General features: G+C 55.4%; 18 protein-coding genes. 11 read left to right on the forward strand and 7 right to left on the reverse strand.

The window, feature by feature from the left end:
* Position 1: 1 nt before the first annotated feature.
* Entirely contained in the window at positions 2-295 is a 294-nt protein-coding gene (locus SK62_RS14855) for a copper-binding protein (protein WP_045615079.1), read from the reverse strand.
* A gap of 53 nt (positions 296-348) precedes the next feature.
* On the reverse strand, positions 349-750 hold the full coding sequence (locus SK62_RS14860; protein ID WP_032620077.1) for a hypothetical protein: 402 nt from the start codon (positions 748-750) through the stop codon (positions 349-351).
* A gap of 340 nt (positions 751-1,090) precedes the next feature.
* Between SK62_RS14860 and dcuC the strand changes: the two genes are divergently transcribed.
* The 7 genes from dcuC (at position 1,091) to ptsP (ending at position 9,792) form a co-directional block, all read left to right on the forward strand.
* Positions 1,091-2,458: an anaerobic C4-dicarboxylate transporter DcuC gene (dcuC, locus tag SK62_RS14865; protein WP_047718633.1), complete on the forward strand. Its 1,368-nt coding sequence runs from the start codon at positions 1,091-1,093 to the stop codon at positions 2,456-2,458.
* 94 nt (positions 2,459-2,552) lie between these two features.
* On the forward strand, positions 2,553-3,362 hold the full coding sequence (rna, locus tag SK62_RS14870) for a ribonuclease I (protein WP_003858741.1): 810 nt from the start codon (positions 2,553-2,555) through the stop codon (positions 3,360-3,362).
* 173 nt (positions 3,363-3,535) lie between these two features.
* Entirely contained in the window at positions 3,536-3,859 is a 324-nt protein-coding gene (locus tag SK62_RS14875) for a PTS fructose transporter subunit IIB (protein WP_017382483.1), read from the forward strand.
* Positions 3,860-3,886: 27 nt separating this feature from the next.
* On the forward strand, positions 3,887-5,137 hold the full coding sequence (locus SK62_RS14880) for a PTS fructose transporter subunit IIC (RefSeq protein ID WP_017694322.1): 1,251 nt from the start codon (positions 3,887-3,889) through the stop codon (positions 5,135-5,137).
* An 11-nt stretch (positions 5,138-5,148) separates the two neighbouring features.
* Positions 5,149-6,261: an aminopeptidase gene (gene ypdF, locus SK62_RS14885; protein WP_045348557.1), complete on the forward strand. Its 1,113-nt coding sequence runs from the start codon at positions 5,149-5,151 to the stop codon at positions 6,259-6,261.
* Positions 6,234-7,274: an aminopeptidase gene (gene ypdE / locus SK62_RS14890; protein WP_045348558.1), complete on the forward strand. Its 1,041-nt coding sequence runs from the start codon at positions 6,234-6,236 to the stop codon at positions 7,272-7,274. The genes ypdF and ypdE overlap by 28 nt, the downstream gene beginning before the upstream one ends.
* A 22-nt stretch (positions 7,275-7,296) precedes the next feature.
* Positions 7,297-9,792, forward strand: a complete 2,496-nt coding sequence (gene ptsP / locus SK62_RS14895; protein ID WP_032620084.1) for a phosphoenolpyruvate--protein phosphotransferase — start codon at positions 7,297-7,299, stop codon at positions 9,790-9,792.
* Between the two features lie 3 nt (positions 9,793-9,795).
* Here ptsP and SK62_RS14900 read toward each other — a convergent pair whose 3' ends face one another.
* On the reverse strand, positions 9,796-10,650 hold the full coding sequence (locus SK62_RS14900; RefSeq protein WP_032647671.1) for a helix-turn-helix domain-containing protein: 855 nt from the start codon (positions 10,648-10,650) through the stop codon (positions 9,796-9,798).
* A gap of 1 nt (position 10,651) precedes the next feature.
* Positions 10,652-11,272, reverse strand: a complete 621-nt coding sequence (locus tag SK62_RS14905) for a flavin reductase family protein (RefSeq protein ID WP_003858756.1) — start codon at positions 11,270-11,272, stop codon at positions 10,652-10,654.
* A gap of 262 nt (positions 11,273-11,534) precedes the next feature.
* On the opposite strand from SK62_RS14905, the gene rnk reads away from it, so the two are divergent.
* Positions 11,535-11,945 carry a nucleoside diphosphate kinase regulator gene (gene rnk, locus SK62_RS14910; protein ID WP_006809650.1) on the forward strand — a complete coding sequence of 137 codons (411 nt, stop codon included), beginning with the start codon at positions 11,535-11,537 and terminating at the stop codon, positions 11,943-11,945.
* Between the two features lie 137 nt (positions 11,946-12,082).
* Positions 12,083-12,172 (forward strand): small membrane protein YldA, encoded by a 90-nt coding sequence (gene yldA, locus SK62_RS23235; protein ID WP_015571155.1) that lies wholly within the window; start codon positions 12,083-12,085, stop codon positions 12,170-12,172.
* 10 nt (positions 12,173-12,182) lie between these two features.
* Here the strand turns inward: yldA and SK62_RS14915 are convergent, their stop codons facing one another.
* Positions 12,183-13,421: a zinc-dependent alcohol dehydrogenase gene (locus tag SK62_RS14915; RefSeq protein WP_023303283.1), complete on the reverse strand. Its 1,239-nt coding sequence runs from the start codon at positions 13,419-13,421 to the stop codon at positions 12,183-12,185.
* Positions 13,422-13,602: 181 nt separating this feature from the next.
* Between SK62_RS14915 and uspG the strand changes: the two genes are divergently transcribed.
* Complete coding sequence (gene uspG, locus SK62_RS14920) at positions 13,603-14,031, forward strand: universal stress protein UspG (protein ID WP_006809652.1); 429 nt, start codon at positions 13,603-13,605, stop codon at positions 14,029-14,031.
* Between the two features lie 59 nt (positions 14,032-14,090).
* On the opposite strand, the gene ahpF is transcribed toward uspG, so the two are convergent.
* Complete coding sequence (gene ahpF / locus SK62_RS14925) at positions 14,091-15,656, reverse strand: alkyl hydroperoxide reductase subunit F (protein WP_017382489.1); 1,566 nt, start codon at positions 15,654-15,656, stop codon at positions 14,091-14,093.
* A 188-nt stretch (positions 15,657-15,844) separates the two neighbouring features.
* Positions 15,845-16,408 (reverse strand): alkyl hydroperoxide reductase subunit C, encoded by a 564-nt coding sequence (ahpC, locus tag SK62_RS14930; protein ID WP_014882974.1) that lies wholly within the window; start codon positions 16,406-16,408, stop codon positions 15,845-15,847.
* Between the two features lie 621 nt (positions 16,409-17,029).
* Between ahpC and SK62_RS14935 the strand changes: the two genes are divergently transcribed.
* Positions 17,030-17,950, forward strand: coding sequence for a DNA-binding transcriptional repressor CitR (locus tag SK62_RS14935; RefSeq protein ID WP_045348560.1), 921 nt, complete (start codon positions 17,030-17,032; stop codon positions 17,948-17,950).
* Positions 17,951-17,973: the final 23 nt, after the last annotated feature.

The following is a 17,973-nucleotide window of genomic DNA, read 5'->3' on the forward strand; positions in this document are numbered from 1 at the left end:
CTTAGCGTGCTGGCGTCAGCGAGATAATCTGGAAACCGTCACCCGCACGCTCAAGCGTGAAGGTCACTTCATCCCCCGGTTTGGCGCCATTCAGCGTGGCGTCGGCAGATAAAGTAAACGGCATGGTCATTGCTGGCCATTTTAGTTCCGGTATGGCCTCGTGCCGGAGCATGACGGCGCCGTCAGAGATCGACTGAACCACGCCGCGGCCCTGCCAGGTCTGGTTTGCCTGAACGGTATAAGAAGCGAAAGAGACGGACGCGCCAACCAGCGCGGAAAGGAATACGGTACGCATGATAAAACTCCTGTTAAACGTTAAGTAAATAAAATCAACGAATTAACAGGTTTTTACTCCCGAAACCGGCAGTAGCGGATCGTTGCCGGCGGCCCCACAGCAGGGGGGGTAACGGACCACGCAGAATGGCTTGCAGACGAGCACTCTGGGGTCGTTAAGGTCAGGGTCATGGCGGCAGGCAGCGCCACCAGATGCGGCTGGGCAGGATCTTTTTGTACCTGATCCGGCACACAATGCTTTTCACACAGCGGTGAAGCACCGGCAGCATAATGCGGCCCCGGTTGCGCCATCATCTCCATGTGCTGGATAGTGGCCACCTCACCCCGCAAATCCATTGAACATTGATGGGAGGCGACGGCCACCTGACTCTGGATCAACAGCCAGCCAAACGCCAGCAAAAACATCAGCAGATGTTTTTTGATAAAGCGCAGGCGATATGTCCAGCTGGCGTGCATATTCAGATCGTCGGATAGGGTAAAAGTGAACCGAGTATAAGCAGGCAAAAGAATGAAAGAGAAGTGGTTTTAAAGAGATTTACGTTTTAAATCGATTCTCGGCAAGTAATACTCAAAACCTTAACACTTCACCATCAATTTAATGACATATAATATCTATTCATCAGGTCAATAACGTCTTAATATAAATGACGCAGGGTTAGCAAAAATATCGTCATCAGTGCCTTTAGTAGTCTCTTTCTTGATTTTAATCAGCAAGGACTGGACATTTATTCGGCACATTTCAGCTTCTTTTTTATTGATTATTTGTCTCTCGGGCAGCAAGGATACAGGGGAAATCATGCTTACTTTTCTCGAACTCCTCATTGGAGTCGTGGTCATTGTCGGTGTAGCACGCTACATCATTAAAGGTTACTCAGCCACCGGCGTGCTATTTGTCGGCGGCCTGACGCTGCTGATCATTAGCGCGCTAATGGGTCATCAGGTTTTACCCGCCAGCGAAGCCAGCACCGGATATACCGCTACCGATATTGTGGAATATATAAAAATTCTGCTGATGAGCCGCGGCGGCGACCTGGGCATGATGATCATGATGCTCTGCGGTTTTGCTGCCTATATGACCCATATCGGCGCGAATGATATGGTGGTAAAGCTGGCTTCTAAGCCGCTGCAATATATTAATTCCCCCTATCTGCTGATGGTCGCGGCCTATTTCCTGGCCTGTCTGATGTCATTAGCCGTTTCCTCAGCAACGGGCCTTGGCGTGCTGTTAATGGCAACGTTGTTCCCGGTAATGGTTAACGTCGGGATCAGCCGTGGCGCAGCGGCGGCTATTTGCGCCTCTCCGGCGGCGATTATTCTCTCCCCTACTTCCGGTGACGTAGTGCTGGCCGCAAAAGCCGCGGAAATGTCGTTGATTGACTTCGCCTTCAAAACCACACTGCCGATCTCCATCACCGCTATTCTCGGCATGGGCGTGGCGCATTTCTTCTGGCAGCGCTATCTCGATAAGAAAGAGAACGTCAGCCATGAAATGATGGACGTCAGCGAAATCACCACTACCGCCCCGGCGTTTTATTCCATCCTGCCCTTCACGCCGATTATTGGCGTGCTTATTTTCGACGGCAAATGGGGCCCGCAGCTGCACATCATCACTATCCTGGTGATCTGTATGCTGCTGGCGGCCATCCTGGAATTCGTTCATGGTTTTAACACCCAGAAAGTGTTCACGGGTCTGGAAGTTGCCTTCCGCGGTATGGCGGATGCCTTCGCGGGCGTGGTGATGCTGCTGGTTGCCGCGGGGGTGTTTGCCCAGGGGCTGAGCACCATCGGCTTTATTCAGAGCCTGATCTCTATCGCCACCTCGTTCGGCTCGGCTAGCATTATCCTGATGCTGGTGCTGGTGGTGCTGACCATGCTGGCGGCGATGACCACCGGCTCCGGTAACGCGCCGTTCTACGCCTTTGTTGAGATGATCCCTAAGCTGGCGCACTCCTCCGGCATCAACCCGGCTTACCTGTCCATTCCAATGCTTCAGGCTTCCAACCTGGGTCGTACCATTTCTCCGGTATCGGGCGTGGTGGTTGCGGTTGCGGGGATGGCGAAAATCTCTCCGTTTGAAGTGGTAAAACGCACGTCAGTGCCGGTGCTGGTTGGCCTGATTATCGTTATTATCGCCACCGAAGTGCTGCTTCCCGGCGCTGCCTAAGCGAAATTCCTGATTTCCAAAAAGCGCCTGCGGGCGCTTTTTGTGCTTTAATAACCCCCAGAAATTAATCGCGCCCAACCAATCAGGAAAGCAAATGTTCAGGAAGGATATCGTTATCCCGTCTGGCGCAGTAGCGCTTGCACTCTGTGTCTTCTCAATTCAGGCAGATCCGCTTAAGCCAACCCAGTACGGCGATTTCGATCGCTACGTTCTGGCCCTTTCCTGGCAAACCGGATTTTGCCAGAGCATGGTCGAACGTAACCGTGACGAACCGGAAGAGTGTCGCCTGCAAAAAGAGAGCAGCAACAAAACCGATTTTCTGACCGTCCACGGCTTATGGCCCGCGCTGCCGAAATCTATTGCCGCTCGCGGAGTGGATGAACGCCGCTGGATGCGCTTCGGCTGTGCCACTCGTCCGGTTCCGAATATGCCGGAAGCAAAAGCCAGCCGCAAATGTGACGCCGCAGAGACCGGACTATCGCTAACCGGCGCGGCGAAGCTGAACAGCGTGATGCCCGGCGCGGGCGGCAACTCCTGCCTTGAACGTTATGAATACGCGAAACACGGCGTCTGCTTTGGTTTTGATCCCGACGCTTACTTCGGCACCATGGTGCGCATGAACCAGGAAGTGAAGCACAGCGCGGCAGGAAAATTTCTGGCGGAAAATTATGGCAAAACCGTCCGCCGCAGCGACTTCGATGCAGCCGTGGCCAAAAGCTGGGGGAAACAGAGCGTAAAAGCGTTCAAGCTTACCTGCCACGGCAATCCGGCTTATCTGACCGAGATGCAGATCTCGCTGAACGCCAGCACCATCAACAACCCGCTCTCTGCCGGCTCCTTTGCGCCACAGCCGCATCCGGGCAACTGCGGCAAACAGTTTGTCATTGATAAAGCCGGTTACTGATGCTGCGCCGGGCACCTTTTTGCCCGGTTTTTCATTGATTTCCGTGATATGACGATTAACCTCACACTTCCGCTCACACGCATCATTTTTCCAGCAAAAGCATTATTAATCCGGTAAACATCACTGAAACCTCCCCGCCATAATCATGGCGTTATCTACAGGAGGAATTTCACATGGCTAAAAAACTGATTGCACTGTGCGCCTGCCCGATGGGCCTGGCACATACCTTCATGGCAGCCCAGGCGCTGGAAGACGCAGCGACGGAAGCCGGTTATGAGGTAAAAATTGAAACCCAGGGCGCGGACGGGATCCAGAATCGCCTGACCCCACAGGATATTGCCGACGCTGACATTATTATCCACGCCATCGCGATCACCCCGGAAGACAATGAGCGCTTCGAAACGCGCGACGTGTATGAGATTACGCTTCAGGACGCCATTAAAAACGCGGCAGGCACCCTGAAAGAGATCGAAGAGATGATTGCAGCAGAACAATAATAATCCTCACACCCAGGGGTTTTCGTCATGGCTATTAAAAAACGCAGCGCGGTTCGCCCGGACAGTCACGAGGGTGACACACTTGCCATCAAATCCGCACCGGTTGCCGCCAGTGCGTCTTTCTGGAAAGAGCTTCCACAGCACATTATGTCGGGGATATCCCGCATGGTGCCAACGCTTATCATGGGCGGGGTTATCCTCGCCATTTCACAGCTCATCGCCTACGTCTGGCTGGAGATCCCGCCTGACACCGGTATTCTCGACGCGCTTAACTCAGGCAAATTCACCGGTTTCAATCTCTCGGTATTGAAATTTGGCTATCTGACCGAATCGTTCGGCGGGCTGCTGTTCAGCTTCGCCATCCCGATGTTTGCCGCCTTTGTTGCCAACTCTATCGGCGGAAAGCTGGCCTTCCCGGCCGGGTTTATCGGTGGCCTTGTCGCCACGCAGCCGACGCTGGTGCTGAACTTTGATGCGGAAAAACTGACCTGGCTTGCCACCAAACCCGTGCCCTCCACGTTTATTGGCGCGCTGATTATCGCCATAGCCGCAGGCTATCTGGTCAAATGGCTGAATAGCCGTATTAACGTACCGCAGTATCTGCTGGCCTTTAAAAGCACCTTTCTGATCCCAATCCTCTCGGCGCTGTTTGTGATGCTGGCGATGTATTACATCATCACGCCGATTGGCGGCTGGCTGAATGCAGGTATGCGGACCGTACTGCTGGCGGCGGGTCAGGCGGGCTCCATGATGTACGCCATCGGGATGGCGGCGGCCACGGCGATCGATCTCGGCGGCCCCATTAACAAAGCGGCGGGATTTGTTGGCCTGGGGCTGACAACCGATCATGTCCTGCCCATCACCTCCCGCGCCGTGGCGATTGTTATTCCGCCCATTGGTCTGGGGCTGGCCACGCTGATTGACCATCGTCTGACCGGCAAACGCCTGTTTAGTCCGCAGCTTTATCCGCAAGGCAAAACGGCCATGTTCCTCGCCTTTATGGGCATCAGTGAAGGGGCCATCCCGTTCCTGCTGGAAAATCCGCTTGCGACGCTGCCGGCGTATATGGCGGGTGCGATCGCGGGTGCGATGACCGCCACCGCGCTCGGTGCCGTGCAGTGGTTCCCTGAATCGGCGATCTGGGCGTGGCCGCTGGTCACCAATCTGGGGGCGTACATGCTCAGTATTGTGGTCGGGGCGGCGATCACCGCGCTGTTGGTCGTGATTATTCGTAACAGTCTGCACAAGCGCGGAAAACTCGCTATCGACACGCTGTAACGGGGTGAACCATGGAATTACTGAGAAGGCTTCATGCCTGGCTGGCTGCGGAAAAACTGGACGGCGTGCTCATCTCTTCGCGCCAGAATAAACAGCCGCACCTGGGCATTTCAACCGGTTCGGGATATGTGCTGGTGACACAAACCGCGGCACATATCCTGGTGGATTTCCGTTACTACAGCGATATCGCTTCACGAGCGGCGGGCTATGAGATGCACCTGCTTAACACGGAGAACCCGTTTGCGCAGGCGGTGAACCAGATTATTGCGAAGGAAGATCTTACCCGTCTTGGCTTTGAGGGTGAATACGTGAGCTGGCAAACAGGCGTGCTGTGGCGCGATACGCTGAATACTACCCTTTGCAGCACCTCGCTCGACGCGCTGCGGCAGATAAAAAGCGCTGACGAAATCGACCGTATCCGTGCAGCATGCGGCATTGCCGACCGCGCCGCACGACACATCCGGCGTTTCATTCAGCCCGGTATGCGCGAGCGTGAAGTCGCTGCCGAGCTGGAGTGGTTTATGAAGCAGGAGGGTGCGGACAAGCCCTCTTTCGACACCATTGTCGCCAGCGGGCCGCGCGGTGCGCTGCCCCACGGCAAAGCCTCTGACAAAGTGATTATGCCTGGCGAGATGATCACCCTTGATTTCGGCGCCCAACACCAGGGGTATTGCTCGGATATGACAAGGACCTTTCTTGTCGCCGGGCAAAACACGCCGCCGGAGGAGCACCCTCTCTATGCGGTGTACCAGATCGTTCTGGCGGCACAACAGGCGGCCATTGATGCCATCCGCCCCGGCGTTTCCTGTCATCAGATCGATAGCGCCGCACGTTCCGTGATTGAACGTGCAGGTTACGGCCCGCAGTTCGGGCATAACACCGGCCATGCCATTGGTATTGATGTCCATGAAAATCCACGTTTTTCCCCCACCGATCGCACCCTGTTACAGCCCGGCATGGTGCTGACCGTTGAGCCGGGGATCTACCTTGAACACCTGGGCGGGGTACGAATTGAAGATGTGGTGCTGGTGACGGAAACGGGCGCCGAGGTGCTTTATACCCTCGACAAACGGCTATTGCTGACGGGAGAACAAGAGTGGACAGAGATTTACTGCGCGCCCTGAGCGAAGCAGACGCCATTGCGGCCTCAGAGCAAGAGGTACGCGACATCCTGCTCAGTGAGGCGCAAAAATACCATAAAGAGGTTCAGTTTGATGGGCTGGGTTCCGTGCTTATCCGCGTCAACCAAAGCCGGGGCCCGAAGGTGATGGTCTGCGCCCATATGGATGAAGTCGGTTTTATGGTGCGTAGCGTCTCGCGCGAAGGGGCCATTGATGTCCTGCCCATCGGCAACGTGCGCATGATGGCCCGTACCCTTCAGCCGGTGCGCATCACCACGCGTAACGGGGAAAAAATACCGGGCCTGCTGGATGGAGATCTGAAAGGAGAAAACGTTGACAATTTGCGTGTCGACATTGGCGCGACGTCGGCGAAGGAGGTGTTCGCCGCCGGTATCGACGCAGGCGACCGCGTGACGTTCGATACACCCTTTCAGACCCTTCCCCACAATCGGGTGATGGGTAAAGCCTTCGACGATCGTCTCGGCTGTTACCTGCTGATTGCGCTGCTGCGCGAGCTGCACCAGACGCCGCTCGACTGCGAGCTTTGGCTGGTGGCCAGCTCAAGTGAAGAGGTCGGCCTGCGCGGCGGCCAGACCGCCACGCGCGCCATTCATCCTGATATCGCGCTGGTGCTGGATACCGCCTGCTGGTCAAAAAATTTCGATTATGGCAGCGCCAACCATCGCCAGATCGGTGCGGGCCCGATGCTGGTGCTGTACGACAAAACGCTCATCGCCCCAGCCAAACTGATTGCGCTGGCTGAGACGATCGCGCGCTCGCAAGGGATCCCGCTGCAAAAAGACATGTTCAGCAACGGCGGAACGGACGGCGGGGCGATCCATCTCTCCGGCACTGGCGTGCCGACTCTTGTGCTTGGTCCCCCGACCCGACACGGGCACTGCGCGGCATCCATTGCCGACGAAAAAGACATTCATCACACCCAACAACTGCTTGTCGCGCTTGTGGCATGCATGAACCGTGAGACCGTGGATCATCTGACGGACTTCAGATGCTGATCTCACGCGGCCAGGAGGAAGTATGCTTTCAATTGAATTTTTCTGCCCACTGCCCAACGGCCTGCATGCGCGTCCGGCCTGGGCGTTAAAAGAGCAGTGCAGCGCATGGCGCAGCGACATCCGTTTTATCAACAGACGGCTTAACACTCACGCGGATGCCAAAAGCTCGCTGGCGCTGATCAGTACCGGTACGCTGTTTAATGACAGCTGCGTGCTGGAAATTAACGGCAGCGACGAGGAGCAGGCCCGACGCGTGCTGGAGGCGTATCTCACCGGCGCGTTTATCGACAGCGACAGTATTCCCTCCGGCGACGCGCCGCACGTTGCGCATCCCCTGCCCCGTTCGCTTGTAAGGCTTGCTCCCCACCTTCAGCACGGCATTACGCTCGCCAGTGGCATCGGGGCTGGCACTCTGCGAGGCTGGCAGAGCGATAACCTCAAACGTTATTGTCAGATCCCCGCCTCGCCGGAAGATATTACCCGCCTGGAACACAGCCTGGCGACGCTGGCTGAACAGCTCAACCACCGTCTGCGCGGGCTGGACGGCGAGAGTAAAACCATTCTCAGCGCGCATCTTTCGCTGATCCAGGATGAGGAGTTTGGCGGCACCATACGCCGACTGATCGCCGAGGAGCGGCTAAGCCTTGCGGAGGCGATCATTCGTAATATGGAGCTGATCTGCGACAAGCTGTCGCTCTCCGCCAGCGACTACCTGCGTGAACGCGTCAGCGATATTCGAGACATCAGCGAGCAGCTTCTTAACATTACCTGGCCGGAGTTGCAGCAAACCTCCGCATTCACCCTCAGCGCCCCCACTATTCTGGTGGCGGAAGATCTGACGCCCAGCCAGTTTCTCAGCCTCGACACGCAGTACCTGAAAGGCATGGTGCTTGAAAAAACAGGCCGGACGTCGCATACGCTGATCCTGGCACGCGCGGCCTCCGTGCCTGTGCTGAGTGGTTTAACGGTCGCCTCGCTGGCGCCGTTGATGGGAAAAGAGGTCATTCTGGACGGCATCTGTAGCGTGCTGGTCGTTGAACCCAACGACGCGGTGAATGATTACTATAGCGTGGCGCAGCGCCTTGCCGACCGACGCCACCAGCAGCAGATCAAAGATGCGGGTCTTCCAGCACTCACCCGCGACAACGTACCGGTAGAGATTGCCGCCAACATCGGCAGCGCGCTGGAAGCGCCCGGGGCGTTTACCTGCGGCGCGCAGGGTATCGGGCTGTTTCGCACTGAAATGCTGTATATGGACAGAGACTCCGCGCCGGACGAGCAGGAGCAATTCGAAGCCTATCAGCAGGTGCTGCTCTCCGCGCAGGGCAAGCCGGTCATCTTTCGCACAATGGACATCGGCGGCGATAAGCAGATCCCTTACCTGAACATTCCCCAGGAAGAAAACCCGTTCCTCGGCTATCGCGCCGTTCGCATTTATCCCGAATTTGCCGATCTCTTCCGCACCCAACTGCGCGCGATCTTACGCGCAGGCGCGAGCGGCAATGCGCTGTTGATGATCCCGATGGTGCACAGTCTCGATCAGATTTTATGGATCAAACAGGAGCTGCAAAACGTTCGTGACGCCCTGGCCTCACAGGGGTTACGTCACACCGCGCACCTGCCGCTGGGGATCATGGTTGAAGTGCCTTCAGTCTGCTTTATCATCGATCACTTCTGCGAAGAGGTGGATTTCTTCAGTATCGGCTCGAACGATATGACTCAGTATCTCTACGCTGTCGATCGCAACAACCCGCGCGTTTCGGCGCTGTATAACCCCATCACACCATCTTTTTTACGCATGGTTCGCCAGATAGTCACCGCAGCGCATCGTCACGGGAAATGGGTCGGCATTTGCGGGGAACTTGGCGGAGAGCAGCGCTACCTCCCTCTTCTGCTTGGTCTGGGCTTAGATGAGTTCAGCATGAGCGGGCCGCGCATCCCTGCGGTAAAAACCCAGCTGCGTCAGCTGGACATGGCGGCCTGCCGGGCGCTGGCAGATAAGGCCTGCGACAGCCGCAGCGCAGAGGAAATTGAAGCCCTGCTGGCGGATTTCACACCGGAAGCGCCGCCGCGTCCCTTGCTGGCGCTGGAGACTATCGTGGTCAATGAGCCGCTGACCTCAAAAGAGCAGGTGCTTCAGTTCTTATGCGGAAATCTTGCGATTCATGGCAGGACCGAAAACCCGCTCGAACTTGAAGAAGATCTCTGGCAGCGCGAAGAGATTGTCACCACCGCCGTCGGGTTTGGCGTGGCGATCCCTCACACCAAATCGCAATGGATACGCCACTCCAGCATCAGCATTGCACGCCTGGACAGGGCGATTGACTGGGAGTCGGATTTGGGCGACGTCGAGCTGGTGATCATGCTGACGCTCGGCGCTCAGGAAGGGATTAATCACGTGAAGGTCTTTTCCCAGCTGGCGCGGAAGCTGGTCAATAAAACGTTTCGCGAGTCGCTGTTTGCAGCAACGACGCCGCAAAGTATCCTGGATCTGCTGAACGCTGAAATCACGTTCTGACTGTCACTGAAAGCGTGCGCGATACTCCCCCGGCGTCAGGCCAAACTGGCGCCGGAACAGACGGCTAAAATAGTCGCTATCGGCATAGCCGCAGCGCTTCGCCACTTCCCCCACCGGCAGGTGGTATTTTTGCAGGATGGTTCTCGCCTTCGCCATACGCACCCAACGAACGTAATCCACAAAACTCATCGTCCCCTGTTGGGAGAACAGGCGTGACAGATGGTTAGCCGAAATATTAAACAGCGCGGCGACGCTGTCCCGCGACAGGGATTCAGCATAGTTTTCCTGCACCCAGTTACAAATGCTCTGATAGAGGAAATCCCCGCGCGACAGTCCCGGTTCAGGCAGCGACGACACCACTTTCCGGCACCAATGCAGCAGGCTCAGCACCAGCGGTTGAATAATGGCCTGATCCTGCGGGGAAGCGCTCAGGTGCGTCAGGGCCATCAGCATCGCAGCACATTCGCCTCGTTCAGGATGAGGAAGCTCAACGTGTCGCTGCGCAGGCACGGAGCGCCCATGACGGGTATCATGAAACACCAGCCCCAGCCACGACGGCGCAAAAAGAATGCTCAGCAGCATGACCGGTCGTTCAAACACCGGGACGCTGGCGGCCTGGGCGGGAAGAAACAGCATTTCCCCCTGGCAGAGGGTCTGGTGCCCGGTAACCAGTCTGTTGCCATATTCCCCGCGAAGAACGACATCAAGCCGTGGCCAGTCGCGGCTCACGCTTCCGACAGCGTCAGACGCGCCACGTTGAGCAAACCAGACTCGCCCCAGCTGCTGTGGGTTGAGCACCAGGCCGCTCAACAGATCGGCAAAAAACTGCTGATCGGCGGGCAACAGGGTTGCGTGCATATCACCCCCTGCGCGCATCCGGGCGTACCAGATCGAAGCGATGGCTGTCACTGATGGCGTAGTAGGCCGTCGGTCCACCCGCACGCAGAATGGGCTGCGCTTTCGCGGTCTGGTAAATCCCCTCTTCCAGCAAACTCTCGGCGATATGGACGCCCACGACTTCGCCGAGCACCAGCCAGGTATCAATCGGTGTCCCATCCGCGCCGGTAAGCTGAATGCACTGTGACAATCGACACTCGAAATTCACCGGGCTTTCCGCCACGCGCGGCGAGCTCACAAGCTGGCTGGCTACGGGCGTCAGGCCTGCAAAGGTAAATTCATCCTCGCCATGAGGGAGCGTGGCGGAGGTTTCATTCATCGCCTCGGCCAGATCGCGCGTTGCGAGGTTCCAGACAAACTCCCCCGTTTCGGTAATATTCCGCACGCTATCCTTCCAGCCGTTGCTGGAAAAACCAATGATCGGTGGGCGATAGTTAAAGCAGTTAAAGAAGCTGTACGGGGCAAGGTTCAGTTGACCGGCCTTATCACAGGATGAGATCCAGCCAATCGGACGTGGACCGATAATGGCGTTCAGCGGGTCGTGCGGCAGGCCGTGCCCCTGAGACGGTTGGTAAAAGTACATATCGCTCTCTCTACGCTGGGGCTGCAACGCGCATTGCCCGGGTTCAGTCTTTCCAGCGTAACGAAATTTCCGTTCAGCGTGAATCGGGACGCCGGGTTTATTGCCAAAAATTCATATGGCGCATGATTGTGACCTTCATCACTTCAAACTTACGGTTTCAGACAGTATCATCAGATAAGTTAAACCCTCGCTGCCAGACGGCGAGGGTTTTCTTTTGGATTGGTTTCTGCGTTACACGCAGCATTAACGACATGGAGTAAAAATGTCCAGACCTACGATTATCATCAATGAACTCGACGCAGAACGTATTGACCGACTGTTGGAGAAACCAGAATTCGCCTCGCTGCCGGTAGCCGATGCGCTGAACGAAGAGCTCGACCGGGCGCAGATGTGTACGCCTGAGACCATGCCGCATGATGTGGTCACCATGAACAGCCAGGTGAAGTTCCGCAACCTGACCACCGGAGAGGAGCTCACTCGTACGCTGGTCTATCCGGCGCAGATGACCGACAGCAGCACGCAACTGTCGGTGCTGGCACCCGTGGGCGCAGCGCTGCTTGGACTGCGCACGGGCGATACCATCCACTGGGAACTCCCGGGCGGCGCCTCAGCTCACCTGGAAGTGCTTGAGCTGCTCTACCAGCCCGAAGCCGCTGGCGATTACCTGCGTTAATCCCTTCTGAACAAGCGACCCCGCTTTGCACAGAGGATGCACCCGCATCCTCTTTCCGCAAATTCACCCTATTGTGCTATACCGGACAAAAACCGCTTAATCCACGCTTAGTCTGTTGTAGTGCCGTGGGGACGGTCATGGGTGAGATACTTGTTATCACACTGGTTTTTCTCATCATCCTGGCGATCCTCGTCGTGGCGGTGCTGTATCTTGAGCGCCACTGGTGAGTGAGGAGCCTCACACAACGCCGCCGGGGAAGGCATTCACCAGTCCCTTCACTTTCTGCTGCGCTGCCTCCGGGGTGTCTGCGCCAGGCACCAGGATCACCTTGCGGCACTCCTCCTCCCGTTTTTCGAAGATCTTATAGGCGCGTTCCGCATCAGCCAGCGGAAGATAGTGGGTCACAATATCTTCTGGGGTAAGCAGCCCCTTTTCGATGAGCGGCAGCAGCTCTCCCAGCCAGGCATGGACGTGGGTCTGCCCCATCTTAAAGCTCAGCCCTTTATCGAAGGCATCGCCAAACAGGAAGCCGTGAATAAAACCGGCGTACACGCCCGGCACGCTGACCACGCCGCCGCGTCGCACCGCAGCAATGCACTGGCGCAGGGCTTTGCCGCTGCTGCCTTCAATTTTCAGGTTACTGAGGATCGTTTCCGTGGTGCTGCCTTTGGCCTCAAACCCGACGGCATCAATCACCGCATCCACTCCGCGCTGTCCGGCCGTTTGCTCAATGATTTTCTCCGCCGCGTCGTTATCGTCATCAAAGTTAATCGGGATCGCGCCGTAGCGCTCCTGGGCAAACCGCAGTCGATAGGGATGATGGTCAACCACGAAAATCTGCTCTGCGCCGAGAAGCCGCGCGCAGGCAATGGTCAGTAACCCCACCGGCCCGGCCCCGAATACGGCGACGCTGGAGCCTTTCTGGATCTGCGCATTTTTTACCGCCTGCCAGGCGGTAGGCAGAATATCTGACAGGAAAAGCGCTTTGTCGTCAGACAGCAGCTGGGGCACTTTAAACGGCCCCACGTTGCCTTTCGGGACGCGCACATACTCCGCCTGTCCGCCCGGCACGCCGCCGTAAAGATGGCTGTAGCCAAACAGCGCGGCAGGGGCGGGAATTTGCTTTTTGTTCAGCGCCGCGCCCTGCCCGCGATTCGTGTTTTCGCAGGCCGCGTACTGTTGCATCTGGCAAAAGAAGCAGTCACCGCAGGCAATCACAAACGGGATCACCACCCGGTCACCTTTCTGCACGTTTTTCACTTCGCTCCCGCACTCCACCACCTCGCCCATAAATTCATGACCAAAGATATCGCCGTGCTGGACCTTGGGAATTTTTCCGCGATAAAGATGCAAATCAGAACCACAGATCGCCGTGGCCGTTACGCGCAGGATGATATCGTCAGGCTGTTCGATGCCCGGATCGGGGACATTATCGACCCGAACATGATGTGGACCGTGATAGGTGAGAGCTTTCATGCAACCTCCGAAAGGGTGTGGGTAAGCTTATAAAAGGGTAGCTACCTCTCGGGATCTGCCCCGGAATCCGGCTGTTTTGAGATTTATCCTGGCGAGATAAAAAAGTGCTGTCGGGATTACAGAAACCTTTTATATTTTGTGGTTGAATGATTTCAGCGTTTATAAACAAGGAGAAACGGTTATGTATCAAACAATCATTATGCCGGTTGATGTTTTCGAAATGGAACTGAGTGATAAGGCTGTACGTCACGCGGAATTTCTCGCGCAGCAGGACGGAGTTATTCATCTTCTGCATGTTTTACCGGGCTCTGCCAGCCTGAGCCTGCATCGTTTCGCTGCTGATGTGCGTCGTTTTGAAGAGCATTTACAGCATGAAGCCGAGACACGCCTGCAAACCATGGTCGGGCACTTCAGCATCGATCCTTCCCGCATCAAAACCCACGTCCGGTTCGGTAGCGTGCGCGACGCCGTTAATGAGCTGGCGGGGGAATTAAATGCCGACGTGGTAGTGATTGGTTCACGTAACCCTTCCATCACCACTCACCTGCTGGGGTCGAACGCCTCCAGCGTGATCCGCCACACCCACATTCCGGTGATGGTCGTGAGATAAAAAAAGAGGCCACCTTTTGGTGGCCTCTGGCATTGCAGGTGTCGTCTTGCTTTCTTTTATTATGCGGTTTTGGTGCGGATCAGATAATCAAACGAGCTCAGCGACGCTTTCGCACCTTCGCCAGTGGCGATGATGATCTGTTTGTACGGCACGGTGGTGCAGTCGCCCGCCGCAAATACGCCCTTCACGCTGGTTTCGCATTTCGCATCAATGATGATCTCGCCCATGCGGTTGCGCTCAATCGCGCCTTCCAGCCAGGTGGTGTTTGGCAGCAGGCCAATCTGAACAAAGATCCCTGCCAGCGCCACGCTGTGGATATCGCCACTCACGCGGTCACGGTATTCCAGACCGGTCACTTTGCTGCCGTCGCCTTTCACTTCTGTCGTCTGGGCATTGAGCACAATATCGACGTTATTCAGGCTACGTACTTTATCCTGCAACACCTGGTCCGCTTTCATCTCAGGGGCGAACTCCAGCAGGGTAACGTGTTCAACAATTCCCGCCAGATCGATAGCCGCTTCCACGCCGGAGTTACCGCCGCCGATCACCGCGACGCGTTTACCTTTGAACAGCGGGCCGTCACAGTGCGGGCAATAGGTCACGCCTTTGGTGCGATACTGATCTTCGCCCGGGACGTTCATGTTGCGCCATTTCGCGCCGGTGGCAATGATCACGCTGCGCGCCTTCAGCACCGCGCCGGACGCTGTTTCAATCTGGTGCAAACCACCCTCGACCGCCGCCGGAACCAGTTTGCTGGCGCTCTGGCTGTCAATGACATCCACGTCGTAGTCGCTGACGTGCGCTTTCAACGCCCCGGCCAGCTTCTGGCCTTCGGTTTTCGGCACGGAAATGTAGTTTTCAATGTCAACGGTATCCAGAACCTGACCACCGAAACGCTCCCCCATCAGACCGGTACGGATCCCTTTACGTGCGGAGTAGACCGCTGCCGCCGCGCCCGCCGGGCCGGAGCCAACAATCAGTACGTCGTACGCATCGCGTTGGTTCAACTCTTCCGCCGCACGTTTTTCTGCGCCGGTATCCACTTTGGCGACGATTTCGGTCAAGGTCATACGCCCCTGGCCGAACTCCTGACCATTCAGGTAAACCGCCGGAACGCCCATCACGTTGCGCTCGGTGATTTCGTTCTGGAACGTACCGCCGTCAATCGCCGTGTGCTTAATGCGTGGGTTGAGGACTGACATCAGGTTCAGCGCCTGCACCACGTCCGGACAGTTATGGCAGGAGAGTGAGTAATAGGTTTCAAACTCAAAATCACCGTCGATATCGCGGATCTGCTCCAGCAGCGCCTGCGCTTCTTTTGACGGATGACCACCGGTCCACAGCAGCGCCAGCACCAGCGAGGTAAATTCATGCCCCAGCGGAGAGCCCGCGAAACGCGGCCCCTGGTCAGACCCTGGGTTAGCGATCAGGAAAGAAGGCTTACGGACTGCCAGCGTGTTGTCTTCTTTGAAGGTCACTTTCGGCGACAGCTCAGCAATCTCTGTCAGCAGCGCTTTGATTTCTGCCGATTTCGCGCTGTCGTCCAGCGTGGCAATCAGCTCAACAGGTTTGGTCAGTTTCTCAAGGTAGGCCTTGAGCTGGGTTTTCATGTTAGCGTCGAGCATTATTCTTCCCTCTCTTAAAACGTCATCATGCAAGACGCCTTATACGGGCTGCCTGAATGCAACTTGCATCATGGTGCTGGAATGAAATGGGCGCGGGGAGCGCCCATTGATTGCCGGGTGGCACTTCGTTTACCCGGCCTACGATACTGTAGGCCTGTGCAAGAGTAGCGCCGCCAGGCTTTACAGACTTAGATCTTGCCGACCAGGTCCAGAGATGGAGCCAGCGTCGCTTCGCCTTCTTTCCATTTCGCCGGGCACACTTCGCCTGGGTGAGAAGCAACGTACTGAGCCGCTTTCACTTTGCGCAGCAGGTCAGATGCATCACGGCCGATACCTTCAGCGGTAACTTCGATAGCCTGGATAATGCCCTGCGGGTCAACAACGAAGGTCGCGCGGTCAGCCAGGCCTTCATCTTCACGCATGTTGTCGAAGTTACGGGTCAGGGCGCCAGTCGGGTCGCCGATCATCGCGTATTTGATTTTCGCGATAGTTTCAGAGCTGCTGTGCCACGCTTTGTGGGTGAAGTGGGTATCGGTAGAAACAGAGTAAACGTCTACGCCCAGCTTTTGCAGTTCTTCGTAGTGGTCTGCCACGTCACCCAGTTCGGTCGGGCAAACGAAGGTGAAGTCAGCCGGATAGAAGAAGAACACGCTCCAGCGGCCCTCGGTATCTTTCTCAGTAACTTCGATGAACTCACCGTTTTTGAACGCCTGGTTTTTGAAAGGTTTAATTTTGGTGTTAATCAAGGACATCTGTACTTCCTCCGTGTTTTCGTTGAGATGTAAGGTAACCAACTTTGTTCATCGGGGCTAATGCGTATGCTTTATCAAATCAATCAGCCAAACCTTACAACAGCAACAAGACAGCAAGGTGAACCTTTTACAGGAAAGCCTGAAAGTAAAAAGGCCGCCTCAACGGGCGGCCCTGATACCTGAATTCCCCGCAGGTACATTCAGTGCCAGCCGAAGCTGGCGTTGCGTTGCGCTCTACATACCTTGTATCAAGGCCGTAACAGCGGTTTGATTACAGCATCCGTGCGCGCATTGAGCAATGCATAAGAGGGATAGTCCTGCCTATGGTTGTGATAGGCAGAATCGAACAGGCCTCAGAAACGTTATAAATTTAATTTCATTATAAATTTCGCGCTATATATAAATGCCAGTTGTCATTCAAATAATTCAATCACACTTTAAAGATAAAATTATCTTAATAAATCTTGAAGTTGTGTTTCAATAATCCAAAGCCGTGATATATTAAGATCACTTAATTTTTAAATTAAGCGAGTTACCCCCACGGATTGTTAAAGGTAACTTCCCTCTGTCGTACTCCATGATGTGATAACGACAGCAAACACAGCACACTCAGGACGAAACATGGCCAACCTCTACGACCTAAAAAAATTCGATCTCAATCTGTTAGTCATCTTCGAATGCATTTACCAACATCTCAGTATCAGTAAGGCTGCCGAGACACTTTATATCACGCCATCCGCCGTGAGCCAGTCGCTGCAACGTCTGCGTGGCCAGCTCAATGACCCCCTGTTCATCCGCTCAGGTAAGGGAATTACGCCGACCACGGTGGGCACCAACCTGCATCATCATCTTGAACAGAATCTCAACCAAATTGAGCAGACGATCAACATGATGCATCACTCGGACATCAAGAAAAAGTTCGTTATCTATTGCTCTCAAATGATGTCGCCCGGCTATATGCTCGAACCAATGAAGCTGCTAATGTCAGAGGAAAATTACGAGATAGAACAACGAGATATGCTTATCTCTCCGGAATCCGCAGAGGACCTGCTCGCCTACCGTAAAGCCGACCTGATCTTTACTATTGCCCCAATTAAGAATCGCTCTGTGGTGTGTTCTCACTTTGCCACGGTGCCAATAGCGTTAATCTGCCGAGAAAACCACCCAAGACTCGCCGATACGGTCAGTCTTGAAGCGTTATACCGGGAAAAATTCACCTTTTACCAGAGTGCGCACCCGGGCGTTAAAGAGTTCCAGAATCGCGCCAATGACCTTTTCCCGGAAAGAGATATTGCTTTTCGCACGGACTCCATCAGCTCGCTTATCTCCATGGTCAGTTCATCTGATCTGTTAGGCTTTATACCCGTATCAATCTATGAAGCCTATAAAGAGACGTTAAAAATAAAACGGATCGCCGCCCCATTTGAATTGCCCGAAATACATGTCTATATGCTTTACAGCCGTTCATCGCTGAACAGCAGCGTTTTTTCAACGTTCATTGAGAAAATGCATAAACTCTGTCTTTCCGCTCCATCTGCGTAAAATCATTTATATGATGAATATAA

Source organism: Enterobacter sp. BIDMC109 (assembly GCF_001037885.1).
Lineage (GTDB): Bacteria > Pseudomonadota > Gammaproteobacteria > Enterobacterales > Enterobacteriaceae > Enterobacter > Enterobacter hormaechei_C.

Coding starts and splice junctions, on each gene's coding strand:
- SK62_RS14855 (WP_045615079.1), bottom strand. CDS start 295: ATGCGTACCGTATTCCTTTCCGCGCTGGTTGGCGCGTCCGTCTCTTTC.
- SK62_RS14860 (WP_032620077.1), bottom strand. CDS start 750: ATGCACGCCAGCTGGACATATCGCCTGCGCTTTATCAAAAAACATCTG.
- dcuC (WP_047718633.1), top strand. CDS start 1,091: ATGCTTACTTTTCTCGAACTCCTCATTGGAGTCGTGGTCATTGTCGGT.
- rna (WP_003858741.1), top strand. CDS start 2,553: ATGTTCAGGAAGGATATCGTTATCCCGTCTGGCGCAGTAGCGCTTGCA.
- SK62_RS14875 (WP_017382483.1), top strand. CDS start 3,536: ATGGCTAAAAAACTGATTGCACTGTGCGCCTGCCCGATGGGCCTGGCA.
- SK62_RS14880 (WP_017694322.1), top strand. CDS start 3,887: ATGGCTATTAAAAAACGCAGCGCGGTTCGCCCGGACAGTCACGAGGGT.
- ypdF (WP_045348557.1), top strand. CDS start 5,149: ATGGAATTACTGAGAAGGCTTCATGCCTGGCTGGCTGCGGAAAAACTG.
- ptsP (WP_032620084.1), top strand. CDS start 7,297: ATGCTTTCAATTGAATTTTTCTGCCCACTGCCCAACGGCCTGCATGCG.
- SK62_RS14900 (WP_032647671.1), bottom strand. CDS start 10,650: ATGCACGCAACCCTGTTGCCCGCCGATCAGCAGTTTTTTGCCGATCTG.
- SK62_RS14905 (WP_003858756.1), bottom strand. CDS start 11,272: ATGTACTTTTACCAACCGTCTCAGGGGCACGGCCTGCCGCACGACCCG.
- rnk (WP_006809650.1), top strand. CDS start 11,535: ATGTCCAGACCTACGATTATCATCAATGAACTCGACGCAGAACGTATT.
- yldA (WP_015571155.1), top strand. CDS start 12,083: ATGGGTGAGATACTTGTTATCACACTGGTTTTTCTCATCATCCTGGCG.
- SK62_RS14915 (WP_023303283.1), bottom strand. CDS start 13,421: ATGAAAGCTCTCACCTATCACGGTCCACATCATGTTCGGGTCGATAAT.
- uspG (WP_006809652.1), top strand. CDS start 13,603: ATGTATCAAACAATCATTATGCCGGTTGATGTTTTCGAAATGGAACTG.
- ahpF (WP_017382489.1), bottom strand. CDS start 15,656: ATGCTCGACGCTAACATGAAAACCCAGCTCAAGGCCTACCTTGAGAAA.
- ahpC (WP_014882974.1), bottom strand. CDS start 16,408: ATGTCCTTGATTAACACCAAAATTAAACCTTTCAAAAACCAGGCGTTC.
- SK62_RS14935 (WP_045348560.1), top strand. CDS start 17,030: ATGGCCAACCTCTACGACCTAAAAAAATTCGATCTCAATCTGTTAGTC.